Origin of the sequence: Carnobacterium sp. (assembly GCF_032094055.1) — a bacterium.
In the GTDB taxonomy this organism is placed as follows: domain Bacteria; phylum Bacillota; class Bacilli; order Lactobacillales; family Carnobacteriaceae; genus Carnobacterium_A.
The window spans coordinates 15,097-22,642 of record NZ_DAMDAK010000036.1 but is presented as its reverse complement, the minus strand read 5'-3'; the positions used below and the strand labels follow the sequence as shown (position 1 = coordinate 22,642).

Genomic DNA, 7,546 nt, shown 5'->3' with positions numbered 1-7,546 from the left:
CCATAGCTGCGCCAGCCATTCCTGGTTCTCGATGATTCAAGCCACTCATTCCATTATAGGTATGAACAAAAATAGAAGCACCTGAAGAAACCACGTTTTTAGCTTGTGCATAAGTAGCCGAACTATGCCCAAGAGCCACAGCCACACCATCTTTAGAAAGCTGTTCAGTAAAGTAAGCTGCACCTTCTCTTTCAGGAGCAATGGCTATTTTTTTAATCAATCCACCTGAAAGTTCTTGCCAGTGATAAAAAATATCAATGTCAGGATCACCAAAATATTTAGGATTTTGCGCACCTTTGTGTTCTTCAGTAAAGAAAGGACCTTCAAAGAAAATACCTCGAATTTTAGCGCCATTTACCTCTTGGTAACGTTCACCGATCATCTGGCTGACTTGATTTAGTGTCTCAACGTCTGAAGATAATGTAGTCGGAAGAAAAGAAGTTACACCACAGCTCAATAAGCCTTCAGACATGGTATTGAGCCCCTCAAAGTCATTGTCCATTACATCGTGACCTTTAAACCCATGAACATGGGTATCCACTAGACCAGGAGCGATCCATTTCCCAGCATAATCAAGTATTTTGGCAGTTTTGTCAGGCACTGTTTTAAAATAAGCGCCAAATTTTCCATCAACTACAGATAAGTAACCTTCTCGCTCCATTCCTCCTGGTAGAAAGAAACGACTTGCATGAATGTAATAATTTTCCAATTCTCTCATCCCTTTTCTCTTTTATCCTACACTATTCGTATGGATGAATCGTTACTCCTTTGACAACACGGTTTACAGTTCCAGAGGCAGAAGGAGTATCTGGAGTATTTCCAACTTTAACAGAAGACAATAAAGATACTGTCTGTGCTGCCATAATAAATGGTAACGCAAGATAACCTTCAGGCAATAAAGCGTGGTTCTGGTCAAATCTGAACGCTTCACCTTCAAAGTCTGTCTCTTCCAGTGATTGAGCAATGGCAATGGTCTGATTCGCAATTTGATCCAGGTGAATCTCTTTTAAAATATCTAGATCATATTGACGAGTGTAAGGATTATTGTTGACGAAAACAAAGACAAGTGTTTTTTCATCAACAAATGACTTAGGTCCATGTCTAAAGCCCATTGAAGAATCGAACATAGTCGAGATTTTTCCTGCTGTGAGTTCCAGTACTTTCAATTGTGCTTCACGTGTTAAGCCTGCCAAACTACCAGATCCTAAATAAACGATTCGGTTAAAATCAGCTGCTAAAATAGTAGAAAGGTTTTCTTCTTGATCAACTACTTCTTTCCCCATTTTTACCGCTGTTGTAACAAATTGTTCTTTATCTGCTGCAGTAGATTGGTCAAAAACCAATAAAGAGGTCAAGGACATACAAGTAAAGCTGCCTGTCATAGCAAATCCTTGATCATTTGAGCGCTCCGGCATCAATAACAAAAGGTTTTCTGCGTCTTGAGAAGCCGTTTTAGCTAGAGAACCTTCTGCAGCACATGTAATGGTGATGTGCCGGATATTTTTAACGACTTTATTCGCAATATCAACTGTTGCAATGCTTTCCGGGCTATTTCCACTGCGCGCAAATGAAACTAGAATCGTCCAGTCTTCTTCATGCAAGTAGGCTTTCGGAGAAGCAACAATATCTGTTGTCGCAATACTTTCAAACAAAAAAGTACGCGAATCGCCTGTTTGGTTTAAATAAGGCACAATTGTATCGCCAACATAAGCTGATGTTCCTGCTCCGGTAAACACAACACGAATTTTCCCTGTCGCTTCTTTTTTTATCTTTTCTAAAAAGGATTGAATTTTTTCTTCTTGTTTTTGATAAGCTTCCCAGGCTTCGATCCAGAGTTCCGGTTGTTGTTGAATCTCTTTTGTTGTGATCGATGCTCCCAAATCCTTCAGTTCACTTTTCGATTTCGTAAATAGTTGCATGTAATTTCGACTCCATTTCCATTCTATTCGTCTTCTTCGTCAAAGTTACCAACGGCTAATAAATCATTCACTTTCACAATACTCTCTCGTGCATCGGTCACGAAAGTTTGCGTGTTTCCAACAAGTGAGGCATTTACAAAACTAATAATCATCGGCATATTCATTCCTGCATATAAATTAAAGGCAGACCCATTCATGATTTTTTTAGCAGCAATGTTGCAGGGAGTACCACCCATTAAATCTGCAAATACCGTATAGTCACCATCTAAATGTTGAGTAATGGCTTCAAATTTTTCGGAAAATTCTTTTTCACCTTCATTTGGCAATAAAGAGACCGTGTAAATGTTTTCTTGTGGCCCTAAAATCATTTCTGCGCTATTTTTTAATTCTTTACAGAAATCTCCGTGACTTACCAATATTAAATTGTTCATTCTCTTCATTCCTTTACTTGTTTCTTATTTTGCAATTACACCTAATGCTGATAAGGCAACAGATACGACTAATACGATAAAGATTGCTTTAGTAGAAGTAATGTTCTTTTTACCCAACAACCAGTAAACAGCTCCAACAATTGCTGCTGGTAAGAGACGAGGCATAATCATATCTACGTTATTTTGGACATCAATCACTAAGTCACCAATAGCTGGTGTCCAAGATAAATGAACGTTAATCATCGTCGCTACCAGTGCGCCAACCATGAATACTCCTAATAGGGTGGCTGCATCTGTAATAGCAGTTAGCCGGCTTTGCATTGTTGTAACTAAAGAAACTCCTTCTTTATGCGCAATTTCAATTTGTTTCCACCGGAAAAACATAACTCCAAAGTTGACTGCCATGTTGGCAGCTAGTGCTCCAAAAATCGTAGGCAATAAGGCACCAAAAATCGAGTCTCCAATTGCAGCAAACGGACCCATTAAACCAACTTTAATCCCAGCCACTGTTTCTCGTGCATCAACACCTTCTTCTTCTTCAATCGCCATATCGATCCCTGTAATGATCGTGTTTAAAAAGTTACTCGTATTAAAAAATTGTGAGTGTGTTTTCATCATTGCTTTTAGTTCCGGTGTACCATCACCATAAATTTTTCTTAATTGAGGCAAAATAGTATATAGATAGCCAGACCCTTGCATTCGTTCATAGTTCCAACCTAGTTGAAAACCAAACAAGCTTCTTCTGTTAATTTGGTTAAAGTCTTTTTTGGTTAATTTATAGTTAGATTTCGTCATCGTCTATTTCTCCTTCCTCTGATGCTGAACCATTAAATTGTTGAATTTTTGGCGTTTCTGAAGTCCGTTTGTACTCTCTAAAGGCAAGAGCAAATCCTATCAAGGCAATAGCTAACATCGGCATGCCTGTAAAGTTATTTGCAAAATCATCCACTACGCCAGCTACAGATCCGCCAAGTAGTTGGATATTTCCAAATACTGTTGTAAACAATGCAGTAATAACAAAACCTAAAATCAAGTAAGGCATATGCTTTTTCACTGGTAAGTATCTTAGTAAAATTGCGAAACCAACAGCAGGTAGAACAGCTCCGGCTACTGATAATCCATCTCCTAACCATTGCAATTGATTGTTTAACACATCAACGATAGAATTGACAAAACTTCCACCAAAACTTAAAGCTAATAATACCGGGATAGCTCTAGATAATGACCAAGAAAGAGCACCCATCAAATAGTTCCGTTCGATCCCTTTGTAGTCCATTTCCTCAATTTTTGCATCAATACGATGTGCAAAGAATGTATTGGCAAACCGGCCTAAAATATCCATTTGAATCATTAAACCAGCTACTGGAACAGCAATCGCTGCTATTGCTTGTTCAGGATTCATGCCGATTCCTACTGAAAAAGCTGTAGCTAATACAGTACCAGAGTTGGCATCAATTCTTGAAGAACCGCCAAACGTTCCCACGCCTAAAATTGTTAATTGCATACTTCCACCAATAATAAGTCCAGTTGTAACGTCTCCCATGATCAATCCGGCTATTAAACCAGCAAATACTGGTTGAGCAAGCCCCGTGTAAACTTGTAGTTCATCTAAAATTTGATACCCTGCGTAAAGCGTTAACAATATAATTTGCCACCATGCAACTGCCATTATTTTTTCCTCCTCTATTTTTTAAATGTGTTCTTTTAATAAAGACATAAAGTTTTCTGCACGATCACTTGGTACCATTTGCGATACCAATTTCACGCCTTTTTCATCCAGTTTCTTGAAAGTTTCAATGTCTTCATCGATAACATTGATAGATCTCGTAACAGATTTTGATCCATCCGTTTGTGACATATTTCCAACATTGATTTCTTTAATGGGTACGCCTAATTCAACCAATTTTAATAAACGATCTGGTTTTTTCGCAATGATTAACAGCCGTTGGGAGTCATACTTTCCAGCTAGAATATTAGCAGCTGCTTTTTCTATTGGTAAAATACTGAGTTTTACCCCCGCTGGAGTTGCTAACTTCAGTCCACTCTTTTCAATTGCGTTATTGGAAACACTATCGTCTACCACCATGATGCGACTGATATCTAGTTTTGTAGTCCATAAATTAGCTACTTGTCCATGTATTAATCTTCCATCTATTCTTACAGCAGTGATACTCATCTTAATCTTCCTCCTAATTTTTAAAGTTTTTTAAATTTGGGTTCTTTTTCTAAGCTTATTGTTTCAGACCAGATACCTTCTGTCTCAAAAACAACGATTTCATTTTCTCCCTTTTGTAAAAGAGATTTTGGGATATATAGAGACAATGTTGGTCCTACATTCCAATAGCGTCCGATGTTAAATCCATTAATCAGCACGATTCCTTTTCCAAATGACTCCATATTTACAAAAGTATCTTCTGGTTCATCAATAACAGCGGTATATTTATAAAATGAAGGAGTATTCTCCTTCCATTCTTTGCTGTAATCTATTGCTAAGGGTTTAGAGAATTCTAAACAATACTGTTCCCAATCCAAAATAAAGTGTAAATCAGACATAATTCCTGTTCTAATCCCTTTTTGTTGAGTATTCGCTAAAAGTTTATGTCCATAATTTACACGGCCCATATTTTCTACTAAAATATCCAACTGATTGAGATTTTCGCTTGTTACAACATTAATTTTTTCTCCAATTTCTTCTTGGTATTGAGTAGCTTTTTTTTCTTCATTAAAAAAGAATTGAATGCGGTCACTACCGTCTATTACACGATAGAATTCTTCATTGCTGTCTTTTTTTACATGGCTTCTATAAAGCGTGTAACCATATTGTTGACCTAATTCTTCCATTGTTTTAGGATACTTAGATTGCTGTTTTTCAACGATTTCATCAATAACGGAGAATAAGCTAACCTTTCCATCCAATGAAATAGCTTTGAGTTCCATGCTATCTTTCACTAAGGGGTCTTGCTGTTGAATATCTGGAAATAGTTCTTGCATCATTTTTTGTAAAGCATAGTATTTCTTCGTTGGATTTCCTTGTTCATCTAATGGTGCATCATAATCATATGACGTTACTTGCGGAAGGTCTTTTTGTCCCCTTGCAGAACAACCATTCATCAATCCAAAGTTGGTCCCGCCATGGAACATGTATAGATTAACGCTTCCAATTTCTAATGCTTCTTTTACATCATGAGCCAAATCTTGTTCGTCTCTCTTTATGATTGGATCATTCCATCGATTAAACCAGCCATCCCAAAATTCCATACACATCAATGGCCACTTTTTCCCTTTTGACTCATGAAAATCTTTTAGATCTTTAAAGTTCTCTTTTGAGCGAGAACCAAAATTTCCTGTTGTTAAAATATCCGCTTCTGTCAACGTTCCCGCTTCTTGTGTAGCTCTCCAAGCTCCATCTGATGTGAATATAGGGACTGTTACTCCTAACTTAAGCATCAGGTTATACAACAGCTTTAAGTACTCTTTGTCCTCACCATAAGAACCGTATTCATTTTCTACTTGCATCATAATAACGGGACCGCCATGATCAAGTTGCAGCGGAGTAATGACTTCAAAAAGTTTTTCATAATAACGTGACACTTTTTCTATAAAAGTAGGATCTGATGAACGTATTCTCATATCCCTATAAGGCAGCAGCCAAGCTGGCAATCCACCAAATTCCCACTCCGCACATATATAAGGAGAAGGACGAAGAATGACAAACAAATCCAGCTCTGCTGCAGTTTTTACAAATCGTTTTATATCATAACGACTTGAAAAATCGTACTCACCTTCTTTGGGTTCATGCACATTCCATGGAATATATGTTTCTACTGTATTAAAACCAAGCGCTTTCAAATTATACAACGAATGGTACCAATCCTCTGGTAAAACTCTAAAATAGTGAATGGCTCCAGACATGATCTTAAAAGGTTTACCGTCTAACAAAAAATCTTCTTGTACTTCAAATTTCTTCATTATTTACACCTCTCCTAAAACGTTTACAGTTAGTATATTAATATATTAAGTTAATCTTGTCAAACTTTTTTTAAAAGAAAAATAAATTGGCACATTTAAACGATATCAGTTAATATATTAAGAGGAACTGTTCAGAAAGGAGACCATAATGAAAATTCCAAAATACCAACAAATTAAAAATGATTTACTCAAAAAAATTGAAGTAGGCGAATTTGAACATGGCGATCGCTTTTATAGTGAAGCAGAATTAGTAAAGCTTTACAACGTAAGTTCTATTACGGTTATCAGAGCCATACAGGAATTAGCCAACGAAGGATACTTAGTACGGTATCAGGGAAAAGGAACGTATGTCTCTCGCTCACGTAAAAGAACTTTAGTTGAATTTTCAGATATTGAAGTTTTTGCAGGTAAAACAGAAACTGTAGAAGTTTTAAGCATTGAAGAAGAAAATGAACCTGATATGCGTAAAGAGTTAAGATTACTAAAAAATGAGAGCTACTATAAAATCACACGCGTGCGAAAAGTAGACGAAGACCCTTTTCTAGTCCATTTTTCCTATATTCCCAGCCAATTCATTAAAAAAAATATCCCTAATTTAGCCTACTATGATTCTATTTATAACCGTTTTAAAAGTGATTTTAATATTCGTATGTATGATCAAGCTTCAAAAGAAACAAATGAAATTTTCTTTCCAACTGAAAAAGATATTGCAGATGTTTTGCTAATGAAAAAAAACGAGCCTACCGTACGCCAAGACAAGAAAACTATTTTACAAGACGGAACTGTGGCTGAAATCGTTGTCAGCTACAAAAAGTGGAATTATTATAAAATTGAATTATCCACTTTTAATGATCAACAATAGTTGAATGTTATGATCTAGGAGGGAAACTATGTTAAGAATTGCCATTGATATGGATGAAGTAATAGCAGATTTCTATTATAAAGATCTGCAGATGTACAATGATCTCTATGAATCAAATCTCCAGTTAAGTGACTTAAATGACCAATATGTGAGTGAGATTTATCCCGAAACAGATAAAATCATGAAATTTATTCGAAATACAAAAGGCTTCTTTAAAGACCTTCCTGTTATTGAGGATGCACAAGAGGTGATAAAAGAATTAATGCTAAGTCATGAAGTCTTTATCACTTCAGCAGCAATGGACTTTCCCAATAGTTTTGACGATAAATTTTATTGGCTGCAAGATAAGTTTCCTTTTATCGAAA

The 7,546-nt window shown here is 36.5% G+C and carries 8 protein-coding genes and 1 pseudogene; 2 read left to right on the top strand and 7 right to left on the bottom strand.

The genetic code is table 11. The features are described from left to right. From RT405_RS07200 to RT405_RS07170, 7 genes are all read right to left on the bottom strand, one after another. On the bottom strand, positions 1 to 718 hold a 718-nt coding region (locus tag RT405_RS07200; RefSeq protein ID WP_396163440.1), incomplete at its 3' end, for an N-acetylglucosamine-6-phosphate deacetylase. A 22-nt stretch (positions 719 to 740) separates the two neighbouring features. Next, positions 741 to 1,919, bottom strand: coding sequence for an SIS domain-containing protein (locus RT405_RS07195; RefSeq protein ID WP_313468770.1), 1,179 nt, complete (start codon positions 1,917 to 1,919; stop codon positions 741 to 743). A gap of 23 nt (positions 1,920 to 1,942) precedes the next feature. Further along, on the bottom strand, positions 1,943 to 2,350 hold the full coding sequence (locus RT405_RS07190; RefSeq protein ID WP_313468768.1) for a PTS fructose transporter subunit IIA: 408 nt from the start codon (positions 2,348 to 2,350) through the stop codon (positions 1,943 to 1,945). Positions 2,351 to 2,374: 24 nt separating this feature from the next. Then, positions 2,375 to 3,145, bottom strand: coding sequence for a PTS system mannose/fructose/sorbose family transporter subunit IID (locus tag RT405_RS07185; protein WP_313468766.1), 771 nt, complete (start codon positions 3,143 to 3,145; stop codon positions 2,375 to 2,377). Then, positions 3,132 to 4,019, bottom strand: coding sequence for a PTS sugar transporter subunit IIC (locus tag RT405_RS07180; protein ID WP_313468764.1), 888 nt, complete (start codon positions 4,017 to 4,019; stop codon positions 3,132 to 3,134). The genes RT405_RS07185 and RT405_RS07180 overlap by 14 nt, the downstream gene beginning before the upstream one ends. 21 nt (positions 4,020 to 4,040) lie before the next feature. After that, entirely contained in the window at positions 4,041 to 4,526 is a 486-nt protein-coding gene (locus tag RT405_RS07175) for a PTS system mannose/fructose/N-acetylgalactosamine-transporter subunit IIB (protein ID WP_313468763.1), read from the bottom strand. A 20-nt stretch (positions 4,527 to 4,546) separates the two neighbouring features. Next, positions 4,547 to 6,319 carry a beta-galactosidase gene (locus RT405_RS07170; RefSeq protein WP_313468761.1) on the bottom strand — a complete coding sequence of 591 codons (1,773 nt, stop codon included), beginning with the start codon at positions 6,317 to 6,319 and terminating at the stop codon, positions 4,547 to 4,549. Between the two features lie 148 nt (positions 6,320 to 6,467). Between RT405_RS07170 and RT405_RS07165 the strand changes: the two genes are divergently transcribed. Next, on the top strand, positions 6,468 to 7,181 hold the full coding sequence (locus tag RT405_RS07165; protein WP_313468759.1) for a GntR family transcriptional regulator: 714 nt from the start codon (positions 6,468 to 6,470) through the stop codon (positions 7,179 to 7,181). Positions 7,182 to 7,209: 28 nt separating this feature from the next. After that, positions 7,210 to 7,546 (top strand): annotated as a pseudogene (locus RT405_RS07160) (5'-3'-deoxyribonucleotidase); the annotation flags it as partial.